General features: G+C 69.2%; 21 protein-coding genes. 13 read left to right on the top strand and 8 right to left on the bottom strand.

All coding sequences use genetic code 11. The features are described from left to right. Nucleotides 1-84 precede the first annotated feature (84 nt). From mgtA to IM543_14190, 3 genes are read right to left on the bottom strand one after another with little or no spacing between them, the layout of a single operon-like run. Nucleotides 85-2,802: a magnesium-translocating P-type ATPase gene (gene mgtA / locus IM543_14200; protein ID QOY92755.1), complete on the bottom strand. Its 2,718-nt coding sequence runs from the start codon at nt 2,800-2,802 to the stop codon at nt 85-87. After that, nucleotides 2,703-4,481, bottom strand: coding sequence for a polyhydroxyalkanoic acid synthase (locus IM543_14195; protein ID QOY92754.1), 1,779 nt, complete (start codon nt 4,479-4,481; stop codon nt 2,703-2,705). Before IM543_14195 ends, mgtA begins: the two co-directional genes overlap by 100 nt. A gap of 11 nt (nt 4,482-4,492) precedes the next feature. Beyond that, entirely contained in the window at nt 4,493-5,338 is an 846-nt protein-coding gene (locus IM543_14190; GenBank protein ID QOY92753.1) for a universal stress protein, read from the bottom strand. A 191-nt stretch (nt 5,339-5,529) separates the two neighbouring features. Here IM543_14190 and IM543_14185 point away from each other — a divergent pair, with 191 nt between their 5' ends. Further along, on the top strand, nt 5,530-6,645 hold the full coding sequence (locus IM543_14185; protein ID QOY92752.1) for a hypothetical protein: 1,116 nt from the start codon (nt 5,530-5,532) through the stop codon (nt 6,643-6,645). Between the two features lie 3,000 nt (nt 6,646-9,645). Here IM543_14185 and IM543_14180 read toward each other — a convergent pair. Genes IM543_14180 through IM543_14160 form a run of 5 tightly spaced genes read right to left on the bottom strand, consistent with a single transcriptional unit; the run spans nt 9,646 to nt 12,437 of the window. Then, entirely contained in the window at nt 9,646-10,347 is a 702-nt protein-coding gene (locus tag IM543_14180) for an MBL fold metallo-hydrolase (protein ID QOY92751.1), read from the bottom strand. 39 nt (nt 10,348-10,386) lie between these two features. Continuing rightward, nucleotides 10,387-11,193, bottom strand: a complete 807-nt coding sequence (locus tag IM543_14175; GenBank protein QOY92750.1) for a sulfite exporter TauE/SafE family protein — start codon at nt 11,191-11,193, stop codon at nt 10,387-10,389. A gap of 3 nt (nt 11,194-11,196) precedes the next feature. Next, nucleotides 11,197-11,640, bottom strand: a complete 444-nt coding sequence (locus IM543_14170) for a YeeE/YedE family protein (GenBank protein QOY92749.1) — start codon at nt 11,638-11,640, stop codon at nt 11,197-11,199. 36 nt (nt 11,641-11,676) lie between these two features. After that, nucleotides 11,677-12,108, bottom strand: a complete 432-nt coding sequence (locus tag IM543_14165) for a YeeE/YedE family protein (GenBank protein QOY92748.1) — start codon at nt 12,106-12,108, stop codon at nt 11,677-11,679. Beyond that, nucleotides 12,105-12,437: a winged helix-turn-helix transcriptional regulator gene (locus tag IM543_14160; protein ID QOY92747.1), complete on the bottom strand. Its 333-nt coding sequence runs from the start codon at nt 12,435-12,437 to the stop codon at nt 12,105-12,107. The genes IM543_14165 and IM543_14160 overlap by 4 nt, the downstream gene beginning before the upstream one ends. A gap of 92 nt (nt 12,438-12,529) precedes the next feature. On the opposite strand from IM543_14160, the gene IM543_14155 reads away from it, so the two are divergent. The 12 genes from IM543_14155 (at nt 12,530) to IM543_14100 (ending at nt 24,030) form a co-directional block, all read left to right on the top strand. Beyond that, nucleotides 12,530-12,874, top strand: coding sequence for a TIGR01244 family phosphatase (locus IM543_14155; GenBank protein ID QOY92746.1), 345 nt, complete (start codon nt 12,530-12,532; stop codon nt 12,872-12,874). 104 nt (nt 12,875-12,978) lie between these two features. After that, the gene (locus IM543_14150; GenBank protein ID QOY92745.1) at nt 12,979-13,731 is read left to right on the top strand and encodes an OBAP family protein; all 753 of its coding nucleotides are present in this window, start codon (nt 12,979-12,981) and stop codon (nt 13,729-13,731) included. A 131-nt stretch (nt 13,732-13,862) separates the two neighbouring features. Then, nucleotides 13,863-14,612, top strand: a complete 750-nt coding sequence (locus IM543_14145; GenBank protein ID QOY92744.1) for an MBL fold metallo-hydrolase — start codon at nt 13,863-13,865, stop codon at nt 14,610-14,612. Between the two features lie 146 nt (nt 14,613-14,758). Next, nucleotides 14,759-15,415, top strand: a complete 657-nt coding sequence (locus tag IM543_14140) for a thermostable hemolysin (GenBank protein ID QOY96688.1) — start codon at nt 14,759-14,761, stop codon at nt 15,413-15,415. Next, nucleotides 15,360-16,835: an AMP-binding protein gene (locus tag IM543_14135; protein ID QOY92743.1), complete on the top strand. Its 1,476-nt coding sequence runs from the start codon at nt 15,360-15,362 to the stop codon at nt 16,833-16,835. The genes IM543_14140 and IM543_14135 overlap by 56 nt, the downstream gene beginning before the upstream one ends. Then, nucleotides 16,832-17,506 (top strand): iron-containing redox enzyme family protein, encoded by a 675-nt coding sequence (locus IM543_14130; protein ID QOY92742.1) that lies wholly within the window; start codon nt 16,832-16,834, stop codon nt 17,504-17,506. The genes IM543_14135 and IM543_14130 overlap by 4 nt, the downstream gene beginning before the upstream one ends. Before the next feature lies 1 nt (nt 17,507). Continuing rightward, on the top strand, nt 17,508-18,317 hold the full coding sequence (locus tag IM543_14125; GenBank protein QOY92741.1) for an SDR family oxidoreductase: 810 nt from the start codon (nt 17,508-17,510) through the stop codon (nt 18,315-18,317). A 27-nt stretch (nt 18,318-18,344) separates the two neighbouring features. Beyond that, nucleotides 18,345-18,995, top strand: a complete 651-nt coding sequence (locus IM543_14120; GenBank protein ID QOY92740.1) for a hypothetical protein — start codon at nt 18,345-18,347, stop codon at nt 18,993-18,995. Nucleotides 18,996-19,020: 25 nt separating this feature from the next. Then, nucleotides 19,021-19,686, top strand: a complete 666-nt coding sequence (locus tag IM543_14115) for a response regulator transcription factor (GenBank protein QOY92739.1) — start codon at nt 19,021-19,023, stop codon at nt 19,684-19,686. Between the two features lie 8 nt (nt 19,687-19,694). Further along, a complete protein-coding gene (locus IM543_14110; GenBank protein QOY92738.1) occupies nt 19,695-21,104 on the top strand; it encodes a sensor histidine kinase in 1,410 nt (469 codons plus the stop codon). 115 nt (nt 21,105-21,219) lie between these two features. Further along, complete coding sequence (locus IM543_14105; protein QOY92737.1) at nt 21,220-21,417, top strand: hypothetical protein; 198 nt, start codon at nt 21,220-21,222, stop codon at nt 21,415-21,417. A 402-nt stretch (nt 21,418-21,819) separates the two neighbouring features. Further along, nucleotides 21,820-24,030, top strand: coding sequence for an OsmC domain/YcaO domain-containing protein (locus IM543_14100; GenBank protein ID QOY92736.1), 2,211 nt, complete (start codon nt 21,820-21,822; stop codon nt 24,028-24,030). Nucleotides 24,031-24,035: the final 5 nt, after the last annotated feature.

Here is a 24,035-nt window from a genome sequence, read left to right as displayed (position 1 = left end):
AGGGGTTTGACGCCGCTCAATCGTATCCGGCAACCGTCGCGTGAACCACGCCGCGCGCTGAGGGCCGCGCCGCCGTTCCCAGGCTCAGCTCCGCTCGACACGGCGCAGCAGCCATGACCTGGCGCTGCGGGTCAGCAGCACGTAAGCACCCAGGATCGCCGCCAGCCCCCACCAGTAGGCTGCAGGGGGCGGCACCAGGCCAAGCAGCGGGGCCAGGGGCGACCACGGCAGCCAGAGCCCGGTGCCGCAGACGAGCAGGCTGGCCACGGCCAGGGCCGCCGAAGGCCGGTTCGCCGGACCCGGGGCCGCGCCGGTGCGGATCACATACACGATCAGGGTCTGCGACAGCAGGGATTCAAGGAACCAGCCGGACTGGAACAGGCTCGGCGCGCGGGCCGCGCCGAGACCGAACCACAGCAGCCCGAAAGCGGCATAGTCGAACAGCGAACTGATCGGCCCGAAGCACAGCACATAGCGGCGCAGGGCCTGGATATCCCAGTGGCGCGGGCGCGCCAGGAAGCCGGGGTCGACCCGGTCCGTCACCAGCGCCGTCTGGGCGCAGTCGTACAGCAGGTTATTGAGCAGCACCTGGACCGGCGCCATCGGCAGGAAGGGCAGCAGGACGCTCGCGCCCAGTACGCTGAGCATGTTGCCGAAGTTCGAACTGGCGCTCATGCGGATGTACTTGACGATGTTTCCGAACACCTTGCGGCCGGCAAGCACGCCGGCGTCGACCGCGAGCAGGCTTTTTTGCATCAGGATCAGGTCGGCCGACTCGCGCGCGACATCGGCGCCGGTGTCCACCGCGATGCCGACGTCGGCGGCCTTCAGCGCCGGCCCGTCGTTGACGCCGTCGCCAAGGAAGCCGACCACCCGTCCCTGGCCCTGCAGGCAGCGGATCACGCGCGTCTTCTGGGCTGGCACCAGCTTGGCAAACACCGTCGTGTCGATGGCCACGCGGCTCAGCGCCGCATCGTCCAGTGCGTCGATGCGCGCGCCCTCCAGCACCGTGCCGGGCGCGATGCCGACCATCCGGCAGACGTGGGCGCAGACCGCCGCGTTGTCGCCGCTGAGCACCTTGACGGCCACGCCCCGTGCCGCCAGGGCGGCGAGCGCGGCGGCGGCGGAATCCTTGGGCGGATCGAAGAAGGCGATGTAGCCGGCCAGGGTCAGGTCGTGCTCCAGCGCCGGATCGGCCAGGTCCCGGGCGTCGTCCGGCAGCGTGCGCCAGGCGATCGCGATCACCCGCAGGCCCTCCTCGTTGAGGCCCTGCGTCACCGTGCCCAGGTCGCCGGCGTGGCCGGCATCGAACGGGACCGGGCCATGCACGCCCTCGGCGGCGTTGCAGACACTGGTGATTTCCTCCACCGCGCCCTTGCACACCAGGATGCGCGCCCCATCGGGCGCCCGCAGCACCACCGACATCCGCCGGCGCGCGAAATCGAAGGGAATCTCGCCCAGCTTGCACCAACCGAGGTCGGGCCGCAGCCGCGCATGCGCGCGGGCATGGCCGAGCACCGCCTTGTCCAGCAGGCTGTGCAGTCCGGTCTGGTAATAACTGTTCAGGTAGGCGTAATCGAGCACGCGCTCCGATTCGCGTCCCGCGATATCGATATGGCGTTCCAGGACCACCCGGTCCTGGGTCAGGGTGCCGGTCTTGTCGGTGCACAGCACGTCGATCGCGCCCAGGGTCTGGACCGCGGCCAGGCGTTTGACGATCACCGCGCGGCCGGACAGTTCGAGCGCCCCGCGCGCCAAATTGGCGGTGACGATCACGGGCAGCATCTCGGGCGCCAGGCCGACCGCCACCGCGGTCGCGAACAGCAGCGCCTGGTGCAGGTCGCCCTTGCCGGCCCAGTTCAGCAGCATCACCAGCGGCGCCATGACCAGCATGATGCGCAGCAGCAGCGAGATCACGCTGGCGATGCCGCGGTCGAAATCGCTGCGCTCGCGTGGCTGGACCAGGTCGGCAGCGAGCCGGCCGAAGCCGGTGCCGGCTCCGGTGGCGAACACCACGGCGCGCGCACTGCCGCTGGTGACGTGGGTGCCCATGAAGCCGATGTTGTCGAGCTCGGCGAGCGCCGGGGCGCCGCCCCCGGCCGCGGCGTGCGCGCCCGCCTGCTTGCGCACCGGCAGCGACTCTCCGGTGAGCGGAGCCTGGTCGACGTACAGGTCGATCGCCTCGATGAAACGTACCTCGGCCGGCACCGGGTCGCCGGCGGCCAGCAGGACGATATCACCCGGCACCAGTTCCTCGAGGGGATGCTCGGTCTCGATGCCCTCGGCGCCCGCGGCAGGTGCCGGACGCCGGACCCGGACCGTAGTGCGCACCATTGCCCGCAGGCGCCGGGCGGCGCGGTCGGCCCGGTATTCCTGCACGAAACCGAGCACCGTGGACAGCAGCACCATGCTTGCGATCATGGCGGCGCCGAAACGCTGGCCGGTGGCCAGGTCGAGGCCGGCCAGCGCCAGGAGCAGCAGCGGCAGGGGGCGGGCCAGTCCGGCCAGGAAGGCCAGCAGGGGTGGGCGGCCTGGTGCGTGCGCGAGCGTGTTCGGTCCGTGGCGCGCCAGGCGCAAGCGGGCCTCGGCTGCCGGCAAACCGTCCGGACCAACGCCCAGCAGGCGCAGGACCGCGCTGGTGTCGAGCGCCGCCACCGCCGCCGGCTCCGGCGCTGCCGGGTAGGGCGGCGCACGCTGTTTGTTCACCGCGCCAGGACGTAGCTGCCGGGCGCGTCGGGGCCGGGCGCCGGCGCCGGCGGTGCGACCCGTGCGCCGGCGTGGCTCGCCAGCCACGATTCCCATGCCGGCCACCAGCTGCCGTCGTGCCGGGGCTGGTTGGCCTGCCAGGCGTCGGGTCCCACGTAGCGGGCCTCGTGCGGATGGACGGCGACCTGGTAGCTGCGTTTCGGCGTGCCGGGCGGCGAGACCACGCCCGCATTGTGTCCGCCGGTGGTCAGCAGGAAGGTAAGCTCGGTGTCGGTGAGCGGAATGATCTTGTACACCGAGCGCCAGGGCGCAACGTGGTCGGTCATGGCGCCCACCGCGAACACCGGCACCTTGATGTCGGTAAGGGCCACCGGATGCCCGTCCACGATGTAGCGCTGGCTGGCCAGGCGGTTCTTCAGGAACAGCGTGTGCAGGTATTCGGAATGCATGCGGGCCGGCATGCGGGTGGCGTCGGCGTTCCAGGAGACCAGGTCGTTGTCCCGGTCCGGGATGTCGAGCAGGTAGTGGCGCTGGCGGCGCGACCAGATCAGGTCGTTGGAGCGCAGCAACTGGAAGGCGCCCGCCATCTGGCGTGTGTCGAGATAACCCTGTTGCCACATGATCGCCTCGAGGAAGGCCACCTGGCTGTCGTCGATGAACAGCGACAGTTCGCCCGGTTCGGTGAAATCGACCTGGGCGGCGAGCAGGGTCATGCTGGCCAGGCGCCGGTCGCCGCTGCGCGCCATCGCCGCCGCCGCGATCGCCAGCAGGGTGCCGCCGAGGCAGTAACCGCAGGCATTCACGTGTTCGGCGCCGGTCTGGGCCGAGATGGTATCGAGCGCGGCCATCACGCCCAGCTGGCGGTAATCGTCGAGGGACAGGTCGCGGTCGCCGGCATCCGGGTTTTTCCAGGAGATCATGTACACCGTGTGGCCGTGCTCGACCAGGTAGCGTACCAGCGAATTCTGCGGCGACAGGTCGAGGATGTAGTACTTCATGATCCAGGCCGGCACGATCAGGAGCGGCACGGCATGCACCTCCGGCGTCTGCGCATCGTAGCGGATCAGCTCGACGAGCCGGTTGGACATGACCACCTTGCCCGGCGTGACGGCGACGTCGCGGCCCGGCACGTAGGCGACCGGCGCGCTGGTGCCGGCCAGTGCGCGCCGCAGGTCGCCGAGGGCGCGCTGCGAACCGCGCACCAGGTTCTCGCCGCCGCGCGCCAGCGTGACCTGCTGCGCCACCGGGTTGGTGGCGATGAAATTCGAAGGCGCCAGGCCGTCGAGCAGCTGGCGCGCCATGAAGGTGACCACGTCGGTATGGTGCGGCGAGACGCCGCGCACGCCGCTGGTGGCGCGGTGCCACCATTTCTGGGTCAGCAGGAAGCCCTGGCTGATCCCGTTCCAGGGCCAGGCGTGCCAGGGCGGGTCGCTGAAGCGCTTGTCCTGTGCCAGCGGTTGCACCGGTTCGTCGCTGTTGCCGAGCATGGCCGAGGCACTGTAGCGCAGCCATTCGCCGTAGTCTGCGGCGGCCTCGACGGCGAGCTCCATCTGCTTGGATGGCGACATGAGCAGGTGGGCGGCCCAGTCCTGCCAGGCCGCGGCCAGTGCCGCCGGCGAGATGTAGCCGGTCAGGCGGCCCAGCCAGGCGTTCAGGGCCAGGTCGATGTGGGCGTGCTCGATGCGCGATTCCGGGTAGCCGGCGCGGATGCCGCCCTGCCAGGTGCTGGCTTCGCGGCGCTGTTCGCTGGGAGGGATGTCGTTGCGGACGTTCATGGCGGGCCCCGTCAGTGCGCGATCAGGAGTGGTACCGGAGCGCGCTCCAGCAGTTCGCGGGTGGCCCCGCCCAGCATCCATTCGTGGAGGCGGCTGTGCCCGTAGGCGCCGCATACCATCAGGCCGGCGCCGCAGTCGCGGGCCAGTCCGGACAGGGTCTTGCCCACCGTGGCGGTGGTGCGCTCGACCACCACCTCGACGGCCACGCCGTGGCGCGCCAGGTAGCGCGCCAGGTCGGCGCCGGGCTCGGCGCCGTGTTCGTTCCCACCCGGGCCGGACAGTGGATCGGGATTGACGATGGCCAGCTTGACGGCGGCGGCGCGGCGCAGCAGGGGAAGGGCGGCGTCGAGTGCGCGCAAGGCGGGCAGCCTGCCATCCCAGCCGGCCACGACCGTACCCGGAATCGGTGCGTCGCGGTAGCCCGGGGGCACGACCAGTACCGGCCGCGGCGTATGCAGCGCCAGCAGTTCGGGCAGGCGCGGCAGCTGGACCGGCGTGCCGTCGCCGTGGTCCTGGCTCAGCACGACCAGGTCGGCATAGCGCGCGTGCATGGCCAGGCCGTAGCCGGCGACGTCCTCGATGAGGCGGGTTTCGCACGAGCCCACGCCCAGGCGCCGGGCCTGTTCGGCGAAGGCGTCGAGGCGCCGCAGCGTCGCGTCGCGCAGGCCGTCGAGATCGACGGCCGGCACCGGCGCGCCGGCCGATCCGGCCAGCAGGGCGAAGTTCATCCAGGTGATGCCGGTCGCCGCGCTGCCCACCAGGTGGGCATCGTGCTCGGCGGCGAGCCTGGCCGCGGCGCGCAGCCGGCTGTCCTGCAGCGGGCTGCCGTCGACATACACCAGGATGGTCTTGTACATGGTGGTCTCCCTGTTCGGTAGGAATATCTTGCGCGTGCCGCCTTCGTTCGACAAGCCGCGCCGCGTTTGGTGCGGCGCCGGCGCAACGGCCGCTGCCGCCGCCGTCGGCCTTCTCGAATTCCTAATCGAACTACATCGGATTCCTACAAGGCTGCTCGACGCGCGGTGGCAGAATGCCCAGGAAGGGCGGCATGACGATCGCCGCAGGGGAGGTCGAGATCATGAACAAACACTGCCGCCGCGCCTGCGTCGCGGCTTTGCTGGCCGCGCTGGCGCCCGGCCTGGCCCCGGTCGCCGCGGCGGCGCCGGACTACTTCTCGGTGTCGCCGGCCGGCAGCAAGTACGCACGCGCGGGGTCCCTCAACGACCTGGGGCGCTACGCGGTCAACAGCTTCGGCCCCGAATCGCCCTACCAGGGGGCCTCGATCAACGGCGGGCCGAGCAGCGAGTCCGTCCCCGGCCTGGGGGGCTACAGCACCCAGGTCTGGGGCCTCAACAACCGGGGCGAGGCGGTGGGTCTGTCGACCACGGGCGCGGGCGAGTCCCATGTCTTCCTGTATTCGTACGGACGCATGCAGGACCTCAGCGCCCGTTACGGCGTCCAGTGGGTGCGCGACATCAACGACCGTGGCGACATCGCGGTCTGGACCGCGGACTTCCGCGCCGGCGTGCTGCGCGGCGGCGTGGTCGACGATCCGGGTCTCGACAGCAGCGCACCGGTCGACCTCAACGAGCGCGGCGCGCTGCTGCTCGATTATTTCCCCAGCGCAGGCTACCGTAGCGCGATCTACGACGACGGCACCCTGACCGACCTGCCGCTTGCGGGCGGCATGCGGGTGTCCGGCCAGGCCATCAACGACGCCGGCTGGGTCACCGGCTATTTCACGAGCGCCCAGGGCCGACAGCACGCCTTCCTGTGGGACGGCCAGACCTTTACCAACCTGACGCCCTGGGCCCGCAACAGTTTCGGCTACGATATCAACAATCTCGGCCAGGTGGTCGGCGTCAGCGACGAGCGCGCCTTCCTGTACGCGGACGGCGAGCTGATCGACCTGAACACCCGTATCGACCGCGATGCCGACCTGTTGCTGATATCGGCCGAAGACATCAACGACCGGACCCAGATCCTGGCCAATTCCTGCGACCGGACCGGCGTGTTCTGCTACGGTTCCATGCTGCTGACGCCGGTGCCGGGCGTGCCCGAAGCGTCGCCGGTGGCCATGCTGTCGATCGGCGTGGCGCTGCTGGCCTGGCTGCGCACCAGGTCCTCGAAGGCCGGCGCCGTCATCGGCTTGCCGAACAGGTAGCCCTGGCAGCAGGGACAGCCGATGCTGGCCAGGAAACGCCGCTGTTCCGGGGTCTCGACGCCTTCGGCGATGATGCCGAGCCCGAGCGACTGGCCCAGGGCCACGATGCTGCGCGCGATCGCGGCGTCGTTCGAATTCGCAAGAATGTCGCGCACGAACGAACGGTCGATCTTGAGCTGGTCGAGCGGCAGGCGGCGGAGGTAGGCGAGCGACGAATAGCCGGTGCCGAAATCGTCGAGCGCGAATCCTACCCCGGCCTGCTTCAGCGCGAGCATCTTGCCGATCGCGTCGTCGACATCCTCGATGAGCACGCTTTCCGTCAGTTCCAGCTTCAGGCTGGACGGCGAGATGCCATATTCGGCCGCGATCCGCAGCACCTCGCCGGCAAAGCCGGGCTGCCGGAACTGGTGGATGCTGACGTTGATGGCGACCGTCAGCGGCGCCAGCGCCGGTATGTCGCGCCATTGCGCCAGCTGCGCGCAGGCACGGCGCAATACCCAGCGGCCGAGCGGATTGATCAGCCCGGAGGCTTCGGCAACCGGGATGAACTCGGCCGGGCCGACCGGTCCGCGCGTCGGGCTGTTCCAGCGCAGCAGGGCTTCCGCGCCCACGATCCGACCGTTGCCGTCCACCTGGGGCTGGTAGAGCAGCGTGCATCCTTGCCCGTCCTGTGAGGCACGCAGCTCCGATTCGATGGCGAGGCGGCGCGTGACCTCCAGCTCCATCTCCGCATGGAAGAAACGGAGTGTGTCGCGGCCGTCGCGCTTGGCGCCGTACAGCGCCATGTCGGCGCGCTTCATGAGGGTATCGATGTCGACCGCGGCTTCGAGGAACAGGGCCGCGCCCAGGCTGCAGGAAGCGTGGTGGACGTGGCCGTCGAGGTCGAAGGGCGCGCGCATCGCCGCGATGATCTTCCAGCCGGTCGCGGCGACGCGATCGCTGGCCTGCGCCTCGTCCCGGCCGACATTCTCGAGCAGGACCACGAACTCGTCGCCACCGAGGCGCGCCACGGTATCGCCGGCGCGGGTGCAGTCGCTGACGCGCTTGCCCACCTGGCGCAGCAACTGGTCGCCGGCCTCGTGCCCGTGCACGTCGTTCAGGTCCTTGAAATTGTCGATGTCGAGGAACAGCAGGGCGGCTGCCTGGCCGCTGCGTACGTGCAAGGGCAGGCAGTGCTCCAGCCGTTCGCGCAGCAGGCGCCGGTTCGGCAGGCCGGTCAAGGGGTCGAAATAGGCCAGCTTCGCGATCTCGTCCTGGGCCAGCTTCTGGGCGCTGATGTCGCCCTGGGTGCCGACGAAATGGGTCAGGCGGCCGTCGTGGTCGCGTACCGCGGTGACCGTGAGGCGGGCCGGATAGGGTTCCCCGTCGCGGCGCCGGCTCCAGACCTCGCCCTGCCAGGTGCCGCTGGCTTCGAGCGCCGCCCACATCGCCGCGCTGGCGTCATCGCCGTCGGGCGTTGCGGCATACGCGGGCAAGGTCTTGCCGACCAGGTCCTCGGGAGCGCTGCCATGCATGTCGCAGAAGGCCGCGTTGACCCGCAGGATACGGTGGTCCGGCCCGGCGATGAACATGCCTTCGGCGGACTGGAATACGGTGGCCGCCACCCGGTTCGCCTCTTCGGCCGCGCGGCGCTCGGTGATGTCGATCGAAATCCCGCACATGCCGTAGACGCTGCCGTCGTCCCGGCACAAGGGAAACTTGGTGGTCAGCACGGTGACCTCGCGGCCCTGGGCATTCGGCACGGTTTCTTCGGTCACCAGCCGGCGCCGCTCGCTGATGGTGCGCAGGTCGTCGCGCATGATGCCGGCGGCGACCGGGGCAGCGAACAGTTCGCCGTCGCTGCGCCCGATGATGTCCGACCCGGCGCGGCCGAGGAAGGCGTGCAGCGCGCGGTTCGCATACAGGTAGCGGGACGCCGCATCCTTGATATAGACGAGGCTGTCGACGCTGTCGAGGATGGTCGCCAGGCGGTGCTCGGTTTCCCGCAGTGCGCCGCTCTTGCGCGCGACCTGGCGCCTCAGCCAGGCAGCCAGGCCCAGCGCCAGGACCAGCATGGCCACCACCAGCCCCGCTCCCCACCGGGCGGAGGCGGGGATCCGCGCCAGCAGCCCACGCGAGCGCCAGCGCTCCAGGGTCGCGAAGTAGACCGAATCCGGATCGGCCTGCCAGGCACCGAGCCTGCGGTCGAGGGCGGCGAGCAAGTCGCCGTTCCTGCCTTTCGCGGCAGCGTAGAACAGGCGGGCCGGCTGGAACATGATGGGCGTCTCGACCAGGCCGTATTCGGGCGCGTGCAGCTCGCCGGCGAACTTGCTCGCGACCACCGCATCGGCGCCGCCGCTCCGGACCAGCGCGAAGCCTTCACCGACCGACCCGACCGGTATCATCCTGGGGGAGGCGCCGAACTCCATGGCGAATTCGCCGAAATAGCGCTCCTGGATCGAGCCGGACAGGACGGCAATGCGCTTGCCGCCGATGTCGGCCACGGAGCCGATCGGGCTGCCGGCGCGGCGATACAGCTGGGACCAACTGAACAGGGCGGGAATCCGGGGGAAATCGAACAGCCTGCTGCGCTCTTCGCTCCAGGCGACATCGGGCAGCAGGTCGATCGTGCCGTCGCCGAGCCCGGCAAGGCAGCGTACCCATTGGCACGGGACGAAACGCAGTTCCCAGCCTTCGTCGCGGGCGACCTGGCGCAGCAATTCGACCAGGATACCGTCGGCTTGGCCCTGGGCGTTGGTATATACCTTCGGAGCATTGTCGTAGATCCCGACCTTGACGACACGTGCCGGCGCCGCCGCATGGGCCATCGAGGCGAACGACAAGGCAGCCAGGAGGAGAATCCGCTGTATCAAGAATGCAAGCCTTTCGCCCGGGCGGGCTCCGGCGTGGCCGCATACCCGGTACGCGATGTTAAATCATGGATGTCATTCTACTATGTATGGACTGCGCCGCCTGTCTCGTTGCGCAGGCGGCGCGACCCAGGCCGCCAAGCCGGTCGGCTCAGGCGCCGTGCGGCAGGCCCAGCTGCTGGTTGGCCGGCACCGCGACGTCGATCAGCTTCGGCTTCGGCAGGTGCAGCGCATCCATGAGCTGCACGAATTCCGCGCGGCTGCGGCCGGCCAGGCGGGCGTTGTGGCGTTTTTCCCAGCCGATCGTCGACACCGCCTGACCCTTGTAGTCGTGGCCCGGCCACATGCGGGTCTCGTCCGGCAGCGCGAACAGCTTGCCCTGGATGCTGTCGTACAGCATGTCGGCGCTGCCGCTCTGGAAATCGGTGCGTCCGCAGCCGTCGATCAGCAGTGTGTCGCCGGTGAAGACGTTACCGCGCCAGACGTAGCTCATGCTGCCGGCGGTGTGGCCCGGCGTATGCAGCACCCGGATCGCTTCGTCCTGCCCGAAGCGGACCAGGTCGCCGTCCTGCAACTGCAGTTCGGCCGGGGCAATGCCGCAGCCGGCGGGCACCGCGGCGGCGGCGCCGGTGAGTTCGCGCAAGCGGCCGGCCGAGGTCACGTGGTCGGCATGCGCATGGGTTTCGAGCACGTAGCGCAGGGACAGGCCGAGGCGTTCCAGGTGGGCGAGGTCACGCTCGAGGTGGCGCGCCACCGGGTCGATGATGACCGCTTCCTGTTCCCCGGGTGCGGCCAGGATATAGGTGAAGGTCGAGGATTCGGTATCGAACAGCTGGATCGGATTGGGGTTCATTGCGTTCTCCGTTGAAGTACAAGGATGGTGGCCCCGCGGTCAGAACAGCAGGACCTTGGCCGCCATGCCGATTGCCACCAGGGCCGACAGGGCGGCGAAACCTTTCTGCAGAGCAGGCCCGGCGATGCGGGCGGCCAGCGAGCGGCCGCCGAGCATGCCGGCCAGTGCGCCGGCCGCGAACGGCGCCGCGGTGGACCAGGCGATGCTGCCCTGGGCCGCCGCGGTGGCCACCCCGGCGGCGGAAATGATGGCGATCACGGCCAGCGAGGTCGCCACCGCGGACTGCATCGGCAGGTCGGTGCTGCGCCGCAGGGCCGGCACCATGACGAAGCCACCGCCGACGCCCAGCAGTCCGGACAGGAAGCCGGCCAGGGCGCCGGACAGGCCGAGTGCCCGCGCGCACGGCGCCGTCCACACGAAGCGGCCGGTCTGCGCGCCGCGCACGCAGGGCGGCGTGCCCGCATGTTCCGCCCCCGCCCCCGGCGCCGCGGCCTGGCGCCAGGTCCTGGCGGCGACGTAGAGCAGGGTCAGTGCAAACAGCAGGCCCAGCCAGCGGCCATCGGCGTGGCGCGCCGCCCACAGCCCGGCCGGCGCCAGCAGCATGCCGGACAGCGCGACCATGAGGGCGGCGCGGTAGCGTACCTGGCCGGCGCGCAGGCCCAGCACCGCTCCCAGCGCCGCCGCCATCCCGACCGCCAACAGGCCGATCGGCCCCGCCTCGGCGACCCCGGCCCCGGTACCGAACACCAGCAGCGGCACCGCCAGGATGCCGCCGCCGGCGCCGGTCAGCGCCAGGATCAGCCCGACCACGAGCCCGAGCACGACAGCCAGCGGCAGCGGGTCCATGGCTCAGGCCTTCCCGGTGGAGGGGGCGCTGCGGCCGCTGAGCCATTCGACCAGTTCGAACAGGCTCATGCCGGCCACCATGGCGAGCGCGAAGACCACCGGCTTGCCGTCGCCGCTTGCCAGCGAGGCCAGTGCCGGTCCCGGGCAGTAGCCCGCCAGGCCCCAGCCGATGCCGAAGGCGAGTGAACCGAGCACCAGGCGGCGGTCGATCCTGGTTGCGCTCGGCAGGCGCATGGGCTCGCCGAGCAGCGAGCGTTCGCGCCTGCCGGCGATGCGGAAGGCCACCAGGCCGACCAGGATCGCGCCGCCCATGACGAAGGCCAGCGACGGGTCCCAGTTTCCGGCCAGGTCGAGAAAGCCCAGTACCTTCGCGGGATCGGTCATCCCCGAGACGATCAGGCCGATGCCGAATACCAGGCCGACAATGAATGCCATCAGGATAGGCATGGTGAACTCCTTGTGTCTTGTGTAGAAGGTGTTCGCTCAGGCGAACAGGTGGCGCGTGACGAATACGGTGGCGAAGCCGGCCAGCATGAAGACCGCGGTGGCCGCCAGCGAACGCGGCGACCCGCGCGACAGGCCGCAGACACCGTGGCCGCTGGTGCAGCCCGAACCGTAGCGGGTGCCCAGTCCGACCAGCAGGCCGGCGGCAATCAGCGTGGTGTCGCCGGCCGCGATCGTGACCGCGGGCGGGGCCGCCACCAGGGCGTAGGCGAGCGGGGCGCCGACCAGTCCCAGCAGGAAAGCCAGGCGCCAGCCGATGTCGCCGCGCGCGGGACGCAGCAGGCCGCCCAGGATGCCGCTGATGCCGGCGATCCGGCCGTTGAACAGCACGAAGGCCGCGGCCGCCAGGCCGATGAGCACTCCGCCCGCGAGCGAGCTCCATGGCGTGAAGTGGATCCAGTCGATGATCATGGTTTGACTCCCTGGTTTGGCAGGCAGAACTGTTGGTACAGCACCTGCATGACCGCCAGCGCTTCCGGGCTGTCGATCTGGTAGAAAATCTGTTTGCCGTCGCGGCGCGTGCTGACCAGGCGCTCTTCGCGCAGCACGCCGAGCTGCTGCGACAAGGTGGGCTGGACGATCCCGAGCAGGGCTTCCAGCTCGCCGACGCTGTATTCGCCCTGGGTCAGCTGGCACAGCAGCATCAGCCGGTCGGGATTGCCCAGCACTTTGAGCAGCGAGCAGGCCTGGGCCGCGGCGGCCCGCATGTCCTGCAAATCGAGTTGTTGCGGATGAGGCATCTGGGGCTCCTTCAATCTATTAAAGCACATTATATCGACAGACACTCTATTTTTCAATATACTGTGATGGTCATTCACCACAGGAGAGCAAGATGAGCATCCGTTACCTCGGCAGCGACTATGCAGTGGCGCCCCAGCTCGCGCCGGACGACGTCGCCCGCCTCAAGGAGCAGGGCTTTGCCACGCTGGTATGCAACCGGCCCGACGGCGAGGCCGGCGACCAGCCGCCGTTCGCCGAGATCGCGGCCGAAGCGAGCCGGCACGGCATGCAGGCCTTGCACCTGCCGGTCACGCCGGGCCGGATCACCGACGCCGATCGCGCGGCCTTCGCGGCGCTGTACGCGGAGGCGCCCAAGCCGGTCCTCGGTTTTTGCCGCACCGGCATGCGCGCCGAGACGCTCTGGGTCGACACCCGCGCGCGCCGGCCGGGCGACTAGGCCCCGGGGAGCGGGCGGCGGCCCGGGTGCTGCCGGGTTCCGGCCGGAATCGAACTGCATGCACATGCAGGCGAGGGTAGAGTGCAGTTTTCGACGGAGGAAGCATGAGAGCAAAACTTGCCGTATGCGGTTTGCTGGCCGCCGCCCCTCTCCACGCGCAGGAGGCGTCGCCGCCGTCCGGTGCGCCCCCGGGCGCACCCAAGGAGGCGCAGACCCGCCTGCTCGAAGCCGGCGCCAAGCTCCTGCAAAACAACGGTCCCACTGCGAAATTCGATGTCTACCTGGTCGGCTTCCATCCCATGAAGGACGCGCCCGACAAGCAGATGGAAGCCCATCATTTCTGTCACCAGATGAACGAGGATTTCGCGCAGTGCATGCTGTTCGATGGCAATAGTAACGACGCGAACCTGAACGGCGTCGAATACATCATCAGCGAGAAACTGTTCGGCACCCTGCCGGCGGCCGAGCGCAAATACTGGCATCCGCACAACGGCGAAATCCTCTCCGGGCAACTGGTCGCTCCCGGCATTCCGGCTCCCGCCGAAAAAGCGCTGATGAAACAGAAGATGAACAGCTACGGAAAGACCTGGCACTTCTGGAATACCGGGCACGGGGGGCAATCCGCCGACAAGCTGCCGCTCGGCGAGCCGATGCTGGCCTGGTCGTTCAGCCGCGAAGGCGAGGCCGCGCCCGGCCTGGTGGAGGCGCGCGACCGGCGGATGGGCGTCAGCACGGCGGACAAGCGCAGGCAGCGCAGCGATCTGGTGCCGCTGGCACGCCCCCAGTCCGGCGTGGACGCGCTGAAAGGAAAGTTCCCCCGCCCGACCCGCGACATTCCGGGCGTGCGGGCGCCTTAGCGCGACCGACAGTACGCCTGTACGGCAAGGAGTCGTCACGCGGCCATCGAGCATGTGCCAGGCCTTGCCGGTCAACCCGCGCGCGGCCCCTGCGCGCGGCCCCTGCGATCGCCACCATCAAGGAGACCCCCATGATATTCCGCCAGCTGTTCGAACCCCTGTCGAGCACCTACACCTACCTGATCGGGTGTCCCGAGACCGGCCAGGCGGTCCTGATCGACCCGGTGATCGTCACCATCGAGCGCGACCTCGACGAACTCCGCCGCCTCGGCCTGACGCTGGCGTACAGCATCGACACCCACGTCCATGCCGATCACATCACGGCCGCGCTGGAGCTCAAGAAGAAGGTTGGGAGCCGGATCGCGGCGCCGGCGGCCGAGCGCGTCGACTGTGCCGACGTCCAGCTGGAAGAGGGCCGGCCATTCACGACGGGAAGCCTGACGTTCCAGCCCTTGCACACGCCTGGTCATACGGCCGGCCATTTCGCCTACGTGCTGGACCAGCGCGTGTTCACCGGTGACGCCCTGCTGATCGACGGCTGCGGCCGGACCGACTTCCAGCAGGGCGATGCCGATGCCCTGTATCGCAGCGTTCGCGGCAAGCTGTTCGCGCTGCCCGACGATACCCTGGTCTACCCGGCCCACGATTACCAGAACCGGCGGGTTTCGTCGGTCATGCAGGAAAAGCAGCGCAACCCGCGCCTCGGCGCCGACCGCAGCATCGAAGAGTTCCGGCAGATCATGGCCGAGCTCAGGCTGCCGTATCCGAAGTTCATCGACTATGCCGTGCCGGGCAACCAGCAATGCGGCGTCTGCCCGCCCGGCCTGCCGGAAAACCTCGGGAACTACTGCCGGCAGATGAGCGAGAGCCCGCAGGGCTAGCGGCGGCGGCGGCCGGCGCATTCCGGTCCGCATTCCGCCCCGCATTCCGTTCTCGCACGACGCTCCAGCGCGCTTAATCTGGGTTTAATGTTCAGTGCATAGTCTTGTGCCATTGAAACATCGGATGCAATGGCATGAGTACCATGATGAACGTTCTGGAACCAGGCGTGGGCGAGTCCCTGCCGGCGCGGCTGCCGCGCCAAGTACGCCCGCCGCGTGCCGTGCTCGAACGCTTCGAGCGCAATGACGCGGGCCGCGCCGAACTCGAGGCCTTCATCGCGGCCGCGTTCCTGGACAACTACGGGGCGCGGATCGTCCATTTCAACGATACCCTGGTCGGATGCCGCGACCCCGGCGGTGCCTGGACGGCGGCCCTGGGTTATTCGCTGGCGGGCGAGCACCCGCTCTTCCTCGAGCACTACCTGGACGCTCCGGTCGAAGCGGAGGTGGGGGCGCGCCTCGGGCGCCCGGTGGCGCGCGCCGAGATCGTCGAGGTCGGCAACCTGGCCGCCCTGCATCCCGGCGCGGCGCGCGCCCTGATCATCGGCACCACCGGCCTGCTGCACGGGCTGGGCCTGCAGGTGGTCACCTTCACCGCCACCACCAGCCTGCTCAATTCCTTCGGCCGCCTCCAGCTGCGCCCGCAAGTGCTGGCGCCCGCCGATCCGGCGCGCCTGCCCGACGGCGGACAGCAGTGGGGCAGCTATTACGACACCCATCCACAAGTCATGTTTGGCGACATTCAATATGGTTATTCAGAACTTGCTCGACTCGCTACCCGACACCACCGTCCTGCTGACTGACGGCCAGCGCCAGTTCGACCGCGCCGCGCTCGCCGGGCGGGTCGAGGCACTCGCCGCTGTTCTGGCGGCGCGCAGCCGGCCGCAGGCCCCGGTCGGCATCCTGGCCGACAATTCGCCCGAGTGGCTGATGGTCGACCTGGCCACGCAGGCGCTCGGCCTGACCCTGGTGCCGCTGCCGCTGTTCTTCACGCCCCAGCAGTGGGCGCACGTGATCGCGGAAAGCGGTATCGGCGCCTTGTTCTGCGCCGATCCGGCCCAGGGCGCGGCGCTCGGCTTCGACACGGTGCGCGCCGCCGGCCCCTTGGCGCTGTGCGAGGCCAGCGCGCCGCGTCCGGCGCCTGGCGCCGCCCTCGACGGCGTGCAGAAGCTGACCTTCACGTCCGGCACCACCTCGGCGCCGAAAGGGGTGTGCCTGTCCGCCGCCCAGCAATGGGAGGTGGCGCGCGCCCTGCGCGAAGGCGTGGCGCCGCTCGGACTTGGGCGCCACCTGTGCCTGCTGCCGTTCGCCGTGCTGCTGGAAAACATCGCCGGCCCGTACACCGCGCTGCTCAGCGGCGCCACCACGATCTGCCCGCCGCTGGCCGAGACCGGCATGCGCGGCGCCAGCGGCTTCGACCCGACGGTCTGCCTGGATGCGATCGCGCGCCACGCGCCGCACAGCATCACCCTGGTGCCGCAGATGCTGCAGGCGCTGGTGGCGGCCAGCCGCCCGGACGATCCGCGCATCGCCAGCCTGCGTTTCGTCGCGGTCGGCGGCGGCAAGATGCCGCCGCAACTGCTGGCCGCGGCGCGTGCGCGCGGCTTCCCGGTGTACGAGGGCTACGGCTTGTCGGAATGCGCGTCGGTGGTGGCCCTGAACCTGCCGGGCGCCCAGCGCGACGGTAGCGTCGGCCGTCCGCTGGCGCACCGCCGCACCGCGATCGCCGCCGACGGCGAAATCCTGGTCGAAGGCTGCGCCGCACGCTACCTCGGGCAGCCGGTCCAGAACGACCCGTGGCTGGCGACCGGCGACCTGGGGCACATCGACGCCGACGGTTTCCTGTACGTCGACGGTCGCAAGAAAGACATCCTGATCACCGGCTACGGCCGCAACGTCTCGCCCGAGTGGCCGGAGGCGGCCCTGCTCGGCGCCGGCGCCATCGCCCAGGCGATGGTGGTCGGCGAGGGCCAGGCCTACCTGGCCGCGCTGCTGGTGCCGGCCGGCCCCGCCGTGGGCGCGGCGCAGCTGCAAGAGGCGGTCGAACGCGCCAACGCGCAGTTGCCCGACTACGCGCAGATCCGGCGCTGGAGCGTGGTGCCGCCTTTGCTGCCGGCCGCCGGCCTGCTCACCCCCAACGGCCGCCTGCGCCGCGCCGCGATCCGCGCCGCGCATGCGGACGCCATCGCATCCCTGTTCGACCAACCGGAGTCCATCACGTGAAATTCTTCGATCAACTGCAAGCCGCCACCGAGGCCGAGCGCCAGGAGCTGTTCTCCATCCCGATCATCCAGGATGCGCTCCAGGGGCAGGTCGTGGTGTCCCAATACATCGCCTTCCTGGCCCAGGCCTACCACCATGTGAAGCACACGGTGCCGCTCCTGATGGCCTGCGGCAGCCGTCTCGGCGAACGCCACGAATGGCTGCGCGAGGCGATCGCCGAGTACATCGAGGAGGAAGTCGGCCACCAGGAGTGGATCCTGTCGGATATCCGCGCCTGCGGCGGCGACGCCGAGGCGGTGCGCCGCGCCCGGCCCCACGCCAGCACCGAGCTGATGGTGGCCTACGCCTACCACCAGGTCGACCGCGGCAATCCGGTCGGCTTCTTCGGCATGGTGCACGTGCTGGAAGGCACCAGCACCGCGCTGGCCACCCATGCGGCCGGCACCATCGCCTCGGCCCTGGCGCTGCCGCCCGAAGCCTTCAGCTACCTGAGTTCGCACGGCAGCCTGGACCTCGAGCATGTGGCCTTTTTTGAAAAGCTCATGAACCGGCTCGACGAGTCCGCCGACCGCGAGGCGGTGATCCACATGGCGCGCATGATGTACGGCCTGTACGGCAACGTGTTCCGCAGCCTGCCGCGCGGCGAGCAGCTGTTCGGGAAGGAGTCCTGAGATGGCGGCACCTCGGATGACGGCGCAGCGCGGGCGCTACCGCGCCGTGCTGACCGGCGCCAGCGGCGGCATCGGCGCGGCCATCGCCGCGCGCCTGGCGCCGCAGTGCGCGCTCCTGATCCTGGTCGGCCGCCAGCGCGCCGCGCTGGAGGCGCTGGCCCAGCAGTTGCGGGGCTGCGATGTCCAGATCGTCTGCGGCGACCTGTGCGACCCGGATACCCTCGGCGCGATCGCCGCCACCGCCCGGGCCGGCGGCGGGATCGACCTCCTGATCAACAACGCCGGCGTGAGCAGCTTCCACGCCTTCGAGACCCAGGACCCGGCCGCGATCCGGGCCCAGGTCGAGACCAACCTGCTGGCCCCCATGCTGCTCACGCGCGAACTGCTGCCGTTGCTGGGCACGGCGCCGGCGGCGCAGGTGATCAACATCGGTTCGGTGTTCGGCGCGCTCGGCTTCCCCGGCTTTGCCGCCTATGGCGCCGCCAAGGCCGGCCTGGCCGGCTTTTCGCAGGCGCTGCGGCGCGAATACGCGGATTCGACCGTCACGGTGCGCCATTTTTCGCCGCGCGCCACCCGCACGCCGATCAACAGCAGCGCCGTCAACGCCATGAACCGCGAGCTGCGCACGGCCGAGGACACGCCCGAGGTCGTGGCGCAGGCCTTCATGGCCTTCCTGGCCGGGGACGCGGCCAGCCGCACCCTGGGCGGCGCGGAACGCTTCTTCGTACTGGTCAACAAGCTGCTGCCCGGCATTCCCGACAAGGCCATCCGCAAGCAACTGGTGCAAATTCGAAAATACTTGCCTCGATAACATAAACAAAGGTAAAAGGAGAAACCGATGAAAACTTTATTCCGAACGATTGCCGCGCTGGCGGCGGCCTTGCTGCTGGGCGCGGCGCCGGCCTGGGCCGGCCCGGCCGAGGATGTCGCACGCATGCAGCAGGGCTGGGAGCAGATCAAGTACCAGACCCCCACCAACCGCCAGGAGGCCGAGTTCGAGCGCCTGCTGGCCGAGAGCGAGCAGCTGGCGGCGCGCAACCCCGGCAACCCGGACGTCTTGATCTGGTATGCGATCGTCGAGTCGACCTATGCCGGCGCCAAGGGCGGGCTGGGTGCGCTCAAGCATGTCAAGAATGCCCGCAAGACCCTGGAGCAGGCGCTGGCGATCAATCCGAACGCGCTGTCCGGCTCGGCCTACACCAGCCTGGGTTCGCTATATTATCAAGTGCCCGGCTGGCCGATCGGCTTCGGCGACAAGGCCAAGGCCGACGAATTCCTGCGCAAGGGCCTGTCGGTGAACCCGAACGGCATCGACCCTAACTATTTCTATGGCGACTACCTGTACCGCAAGGGCGACCTCGAGGGCGCCGAGCACTACCTGCGCAAGGCCTTGCAGGCACCGGCCCGGCCTGGGCGCAAGCTCGCCGACGAGGGCCGGCGCGGGGAAATCGCCCAGCTCCTGAACAAGATCGCGGAAGGGAAGAAGTGACGGGTCCGGAACAAGGAATGCAGCCTTGAGGCTGTTGCTGGTCGAAGACGACCCGCTGCTGGCCAGCGGGCTGGTGGTGGCGCTGCGGCGCGCCCATTACACGGTCGAGCACGTCGCCGACGGCGCTTCGGCGCTGGCGGCGCTGCGCGACAATGCCTTCGACATCGTGGTGCTCGACCTCGGCCTGCCCGACCTGGACGGCACCCGGGTGCTGGAGCGGGTGCGCGCCGGCGGCGACGGCGTGCCGATCCTGATCCTGTCGGCGCGCGACGCGATGCGCGACCGGGTCCAGGGCCTCGACCTCGGCGCCGACGATTACCTGGTCAAGCCTTTCGAGCTCGACGAGCTGCTGGCGCGCCTGCGGGTGCTGGCGCGGCGCCATGGCGGGCGTCCGGTGAACCGCATCGAGCGCGGCGCGCTGGTGCTGGAGCTCGACAGCCTGCAGGCCTCCTGGCACGGCCAGCCGGTGGAGCTGCAGCGGCTCGAGTTCATGCTGCTCAAGCACCTGGCCGAGCATCCGCTGCGGGTCTTCAACCGCGCCCAGCTCGAAGAATCGCTGTACGGCTGGGGCGAGGGGGCCGAGAGCAATACGATCGACGTCCATGTGCACCACCTGCGCAAGAAGCTCGACCCGGCCGCGATCAAGACCGTGCGCGGGGTCGGCTACCGCCTCGGCGAGGTCGGGGCATGAGTATCCCGATGAGCGCACACACGTATTCGGGGCGGCGGCGCCTGGTGGTCACCACCCTGGTGTGCATCGTCCTGGTCTTCGGCGGCATCGGCGTGGCCGCCCAGCTGGTGGCGCGCCATGAATCCGAGGAGCTGTTCAGCGCCCGCCTGGCCACGTCGGCGCGCGTGCTGGAAGCGCTGGTGGCGCAGGAATTGTCCACGGCGACCCTGGCCCAGCCGCTGGTGATCGCGCTGCCGCCGGAGCTCGAGACCTCCACCAGCGACGCCCCGGAGACCGCGGGACACCGCTACGAGACCAAGATCGCCTTCCAGGTCTGGCGCGATGATGGGGTGCTGCTGGCAAAATCGGCGTCGGCGCCGGACCAGGCCCTGGCGCCGCTGGCGCCGGGCTTCAGCGTGCGCGAGGTCGGCGACACGCTGTGGGAAGTGTTCGCGCTGCGCTCCGGACGCACCTGGGTGATTACCGCGGAGAAGGAAGAAGTGCGCGACGAACTGGCCGAGTACATCGGCATGTCGATCACCGCGCCGCTGTTCGTCGGCGGCCTCCTGATGCTCGTCGCGGTCAATTTCGTCCTGCTGCGCAGCATGCGTCCGCTCAAGGAACTGGCCGCGCGCATCGCTGCCCGCAGCCCGGACTCGCTCGATCCGGTCCTGCTGCAGGAGACCCCGATCGAGCTGGCGCCCATCGTCACCGAGCTCAACAGCCTGCTCGACCGCATCAAGGGGGCGTTCGAGCGCGAACAGCGTTTCCTCGATGCGGCGGCCCACGAGATCCGCACCCCGATCGCCGCGGTCCAGCTGCACATCGAGAACGCGATGCGCTCGCCGCTGGAGTCCGAGCGCGCCGAAGCCCTCGGCCATGCGCTGTGCGGCGCGCGCCGTACCAGCAAGCTGGCCGAACAGCTGTTGGCGCTGAGCCGGATCAGCGCCCGCAGCGACGCCAGCGCCCCGCAGCGGGTGTCGCTGCTGGAAGTCTGCCATGAGGTGATCGGCACGCTCGACCCCTTGCTCGAGCGGCGCGGCCAGAGCATCAGCCTGGACGCGGCGCAGGACGTCCCGGTGTGGGGCGAGCCCTCGCAGTTGCGGCGCCTGCTGCAGAACCTGATCGACAATGCCTCGGTCCATGGCGCGCCGGACGGCGAGATCCGGGTGCGGCTGGCGCTGCGCGGCGACCGCGCGCTGCTCTCGGTCGAGAACGATGGCGCGCCGATTCCCGCCGCGGAGCTGGGCAAGCTGTTCACGCCTTACTACCGGTCGCCGGGCGCCGCCCCGGGCGGCCATGGCCTGGGCCTGGCCATCGTCAAGGAGATCGCCGGCCAGCACCACGGATCGGTGAGCCTGCGCCGCAAGGCCGACGGCCAGGGCACGGTCGCGGAAGTCTCCCTGCCCGGTAGCCCGGGCCAGGCGCCGCCAGGCTAGGGCGCGCGGTCCGGAGCGCGCCTCCCGGGTCCGTCTGTCCCGGGCCCGTACATTTGCGGGCGGCCCGGGCCAGGAGTATGCTGGCCCTACAACAAGGCAATCAGCGGAGGCGATCATGAAATTTCGACTGGCATCACCGCATCTGGCGGCACGGCTGCACGGCCCCTTGCGCTTCGGCCGCCGCTGGCGCGGCCACGAACTGGCGCTGCGCCTGATCCAGCTGGCCTTGCTGGTCGTGCTGGCGGCGGTCGGCGCCAGGCTGATCGCCGGCGGCTTCGCCTTCCTCACCCGCGCGATTGCCGGCATGATCTGATCCAGGGCCGCGCCGGAAGCCCAGCCCACCAGCGGCTGCGCGCATGCAAGAACGACCGCGCCGCTCGGCCTTTCCCTGTCGGCCCGATCCTCGCGATCGGGCCGTTCGTCTTTCCGCAAGCCGCCAGCGGTCCCTGGACCCAGCCTCTGCCCATCGTGCGCCACTGACACCCGCGACACCCGCCACGCCTGCGACGCCCGCGGCATGTTGCGCGTGCGCGTCGAGCGGGTCGGGCGGGTCGGGAACAGGGCCGCGAAAGGGGAAGCGCGCCGATTCCCGGTCTTCGGACAGCACCGATGCTGGCGGCGTCAAAGACATGCCGGCCATTCTCTGTCCACGCCCGAGGCGGAAACAACGGATAATGGCGGCACTTTATTTTGCGCTCTAGATTGGAATTGTTTCATGGAAATTAAGGTCAACTTTCTCGACAAGCTGAGGCTCGAAGCCAAGTTCGACGATTTCACGGTCATCGCCGACCAGCCCATCCGCTACAAGGGCGACGGCTCGGCGCCCGGCCCCTTCGACTATTTTCTGGCTTCCTCGGCCCTGTGCGCGGCCTATTTCGTGAAGCTGTACTGCGATACCCGCAATATTCCGACCGAAAACATCCGCCTGTCGCAGAACAATATCGTCGACCCGGAAAACCGCTACCAGCAGATCTTCAAGATCCAGGTCGAGCTGCCCTCGGATATCTCGGACAAGGACCGCCAGGGCATCCTGCGCTCGATCGACCGCTGCACGGTGAAGAAGGTGGTGCAGACCGGCCCCGAATTCGTGATCGAAGAGGTCGAGAACCTGGATGCGGACGCCCAGGCCCTGCTGACACTGCAGCCCGATTCCGGGGCGCGCACCTGCATCCCGGGCAAGGACCTGCCGCTGGAGCAGACCATCGCCAACATGTCGGGCATGCTGGCCTCCTGGGGCATCAAGATCGAGATCGCATCCTGGCGCAACATCGTGCCGAACGTGTGGTCGCTGCACATCCGCGACGCCCACTCGCCGATGTGCTTCACCAACGGCAAGGGCGCGACCAAGGAAAGCGCGCTGGCCTCGGCCCTGGGCGAATACATCGAGCGCCTGAACAACAACCACTTCTATGCCGGTGTGTACTGGGGCGAGGACCTCGCCAACGCGCCTTTCGTGCATTACCCGAACGAGCGCTGGTTCCAGCCCGGCCCGGACGACGCGGTCCCGAGCGGCATCCTCGACGACTACAGCTTGCCGATCTACGATCCGGACGGCGAACTGCGCGCCTCGCACCTGATCGACACCAACTCCGGCAACACGCAGCGCGGCATCGTGGCGCTGCCCTTCACGCGCCAATCGGACGGCGAGACCGTGTATTTTCCGTCCAACCTGATCGAAAACCTGTATGCCAGCAATGGCATGAGTGCCGGTAACACCCTGGCCGAAGCGCAGGTGCAGTGCCTGTCCGAGATTTTCGAGCGCGCGGTCAAGCGCGAGATCCTGGAAGGCGAACTGGCCTTGCCCGATGTGCCGCAGGAGGTGCTGGCGAAATACCCGGGCATCCTGGCCGGCATCAAGGGCCTGGAAGAGCAGGGCTTCCCGGTGCTGGTCAAGGATGCGTCGCTGGGCGGCAGCTATCCGGTGATGTGCGTGACCCTGATGAATCCGCGCACCGGCGGCGTGTTCGCCTCGTTCGGCGCGCACCCGAGCTTCGAGGTGGCGCTGGAGCGCAGCCTGACCGAACTGCTGCAGGGCCGCAGCTTCGAAGGCCTGAACGACCTGCCGCAGCCGACCTTCGCCAGCGAGGCCGTCACCGAACCGTATAACTTCGTCGAGCACTTCATCGATTCGAGCGGCGTGGTGTCGTGGCGCTTCTTCAGCGCCAAGGCCGACTTCGATTTCGTCGAATGGGACTTCTCGGCCCAGGGCCAGGACTCCAACGCCGAGGAAGCCGCGACCCTGCTCGGCATCCTGGAAGACATGGGCAAGGAAGTGTACACGGCCGTGTACGACCAGCTGGGCGCGGTGGCCTGCCGCATCCTGGTGCCGGCTTACTCCGAAATCTATCCGGTGGAAGACCTGGTCTGGGACAACACCAACAAGTCGCTGCTGTTCCGGGAGGACATCCTGAACCTGCACCGCCTCGACGACGAGGCCCTGGCCGCGCTGCTCGATCGCCTGGAAAACAATGAGCTGGACGAGTATTCCGACATCGCCAGCCTGATCGGCATCGAGTTCGACGAGAACACCGAATGGGGCCAGCTGACGGTGCTCGAACTGCGGCTCCTGATCAATCTGGCGCTGCAGCAGTTCGAGGAGGCGCACGAGCTGGTGGGCGCCTTCCTGCAGTACAACGACAATACCGTAGAACGCCGCCTGTTCTACCAGGCGCTGAACGTGGTGCTGGAAGTGGTGCTGGACGAGGAGCTGGAGCTGGACGACTACGTCCTCAACTTCCGCCGCATGTACGGCGATGCGCGCATGGACGCGGTGCTGGGTGCGGTGGACGGCAGCGTGCGCTTCCATGGCCTGACGCCCACCGGCATGGGGCTCGAGGGGCTCGAACGCCACCATCGCCTGATCGACAGCTACCGCAAGCTGCACACGGCGCGCGCCAGGGCCGCCGCCGAGTCTGCAGCCAGCTGAGCCGA

Origin of the sequence: Massilia sp. UMI-21 (genome assembly GCA_015277795.1) — a bacterium.
Classification (GTDB): Bacteria; Pseudomonadota; Gammaproteobacteria; order Burkholderiales; family Burkholderiaceae_D; genus Telluria.
This window is presented reverse-complemented; position numbering and strand designations above follow the sequence as displayed.

Excerpts from the sequence above, each read along its gene's own strand:
- mgtA (QOY92755.1), bottom strand. The coding sequence starts at position 2,802 with ATGGGAATCGTGGCTGGCGAGCCACGCCGGCGCACGGGTCGCACCGCC.
- IM543_14195 (QOY92754.1), bottom strand. The coding sequence starts at position 4,481 with ATGAACGTCCGCAACGACATCCCTCCCAGCGAACAGCGCCGCGAAGCC.
- IM543_14190 (QOY92753.1), bottom strand. The coding sequence starts at position 5,338 with ATGTACAAGACCATCCTGGTGTATGTCGACGGCAGCCCGCTGCAGGAC.
- IM543_14185 (QOY92752.1), top strand. The coding sequence starts at position 5,530 with ATGACGATCGCCGCAGGGGAGGTCGAGATCATGAACAAACACTGCCGC.
- IM543_14180 (QOY92751.1), bottom strand. The coding sequence starts at position 10,347 with ATGAACCCCAATCCGATCCAGCTGTTCGATACCGAATCCTCGACCTTC.
- IM543_14175 (QOY92750.1), bottom strand. The coding sequence starts at position 11,193 with ATGGACCCGCTGCCGCTGGCTGTCGTGCTCGGGCTCGTGGTCGGGCTG.
- IM543_14170 (QOY92749.1), bottom strand. The coding sequence starts at position 11,640 with ATGCCTATCCTGATGGCATTCATTGTCGGCCTGGTATTCGGCATCGGC.
- IM543_14165 (QOY92748.1), bottom strand. The coding sequence starts at position 12,108 with ATGATCATCGACTGGATCCACTTCACGCCATGGAGCTCGCTCGCGGGC.
- IM543_14160 (QOY92747.1), bottom strand. The coding sequence starts at position 12,437 with ATGCCTCATCCGCAACAACTCGATTTGCAGGACATGCGGGCCGCCGCG.
- IM543_14155 (QOY92746.1), top strand. The coding sequence starts at position 12,530 with ATGAGCATCCGTTACCTCGGCAGCGACTATGCAGTGGCGCCCCAGCTC.
- IM543_14150 (QOY92745.1), top strand. The coding sequence starts at position 12,979 with ATGAGAGCAAAACTTGCCGTATGCGGTTTGCTGGCCGCCGCCCCTCTC.
- IM543_14145 (QOY92744.1), top strand. The coding sequence starts at position 13,863 with ATGATATTCCGCCAGCTGTTCGAACCCCTGTCGAGCACCTACACCTAC.
- IM543_14140 (QOY96688.1), top strand. The coding sequence starts at position 14,759 with ATGAACGTTCTGGAACCAGGCGTGGGCGAGTCCCTGCCGGCGCGGCTG.
- IM543_14135 (QOY92743.1), top strand. The coding sequence starts at position 15,360 with ATGGTTATTCAGAACTTGCTCGACTCGCTACCCGACACCACCGTCCTG.
- IM543_14125 (QOY92741.1), top strand. The coding sequence starts at position 17,508 with ATGGCGGCACCTCGGATGACGGCGCAGCGCGGGCGCTACCGCGCCGTG.
- IM543_14120 (QOY92740.1), top strand. The coding sequence starts at position 18,345 with ATGAAAACTTTATTCCGAACGATTGCCGCGCTGGCGGCGGCCTTGCTG.
- IM543_14110 (QOY92738.1), top strand. The coding sequence starts at position 19,695 with ATGAGCGCACACACGTATTCGGGGCGGCGGCGCCTGGTGGTCACCACC.
- IM543_14105 (QOY92737.1), top strand. The coding sequence starts at position 21,220 with ATGAAATTTCGACTGGCATCACCGCATCTGGCGGCACGGCTGCACGGC.
- IM543_14100 (QOY92736.1), top strand. The coding sequence starts at position 21,820 with ATGGAAATTAAGGTCAACTTTCTCGACAAGCTGAGGCTCGAAGCCAAG.